The organism is Desulfopila sp. IMCC35006, assembly GCF_005116645.1.
In the GTDB taxonomy this organism is placed as follows: Bacteria; Desulfobacterota; Desulfobulbia; order Desulfobulbales; family Desulfocapsaceae; genus Desulforhopalus_A.
Genome location: NZ_SWCM01000043.1, coordinates 1 through 1,235, shown reverse-complemented (window position 1 = coordinate 1,235; position 1,235 = coordinate 1). Strand labels below are relative to the sequence as shown.

At 44.6% G+C, this 1,235-nt stretch carries 1 protein-coding gene; it reads left to right on the top strand.

The window, feature by feature from the left end:
* Positions 1 to 100 precede the first annotated feature (100 nt).
* Positions 101 to 1,009 (top strand): OmpP1/FadL family transporter, encoded by a 909-nt coding sequence (locus FCL47_RS24080; RefSeq protein WP_136816275.1) that lies wholly within the window; start codon positions 101 to 103, stop codon positions 1,007 to 1,009.
* The last annotated feature ends 226 nt before the right edge of the window (positions 1,010 to 1,235 follow it).

The following is a 1,235-nucleotide window of genomic DNA, read 5'->3' as shown; positions in this document are numbered from 1 at the left end:
CGCAATCAAATTCGAAATGAAGCAACACAACAAGCTGTGGCGCAATCAACGATACAAAATCGAAAACGAAAAAAGCTCCTTAAACGATTAAAGAAACCACCTGCAAGTTCTTAACCGGATATTACTGGGTTTAGGTAGTGATTTTCCTGACGACACAATATTTAAATATACTACTACCGAGTCGAAGTTGACAACGTGGGATATTAATCCTTCTGTTGCCTATAAACTTTTCGACAAATTGGTAATTGCAGTGGGGTTTCGAGCTATATACGCAGATGTGTCCCTGAAACAAATGATCCCACTCCAAACTTTTGGACTGCCCGATGGTGGACAGACGTTTAAGGCAACAGGCACCGGCTATGGATGGAACTTCGGTGCCACTTATTCTCCAATCGATGTACTGGCCTTCGGAGCCTCCTACCGGAGCCCTGTGGATATTGATCTCAACGGGGACGTCAGTTTCGATTTAACGCAAAATAATACTCCGCTATTAACGACCATATTCCCAACAACTGCTGCGGTCTCAGGTATTAACCTGCCAGGGCAGCTGTTTTTAGGTATTGCCTATAAGCCATCCCGCAGCTGGGTTTTCGAGATAGCGACGAGATTTGAGCAATATTCCTCATACGAAAAACTTGAAGTGACAACCCGTCTGCCCGTAGCTGGGCAGACTTCCAGAACTATTAATAAAGACTGGCATGATGTCTGGGCCTATATGTTTGGGGTGAGCTATCAGATCGACGAGGGGTACAGGTTCTCAGCTGGGTACCTCTATGAAGAAAATCCCGTGCCAGATAGAACATATGAGCCTGCCGCCAGTGGCCAAGATAAACATACCCTCACTGTTGGCGTGGCAAAACGCTTTACTAACATCACTGGGAGAGTTAGTTATGCTTATGATTTTTACAAGGATAGAGAAATATCCAATAATGGTACTTCCTCTCTATTGAATGGAAACTATAGTCAGAAGAACCAGATGGTTGCCTTGACCTTATCCTGGCATATCTGAAAAAATCCTCTTTCTCTTGATTGCTGGGGTTAGAGAACGACTTAGTCTATCATGAACTCTAATACCACCATTACAACTGGTCGGACTATGTGGGAAGCTGTGCGAGGCAGTGCTGTCGGCACACAACACATGCCTATGGAGAAACAGGTTTCCAGCCTGAATACCTTGTGGTTAATCCAGTACCTTCGATCCTATCATCCTGATGTCGACATTCATCGTCTCATTG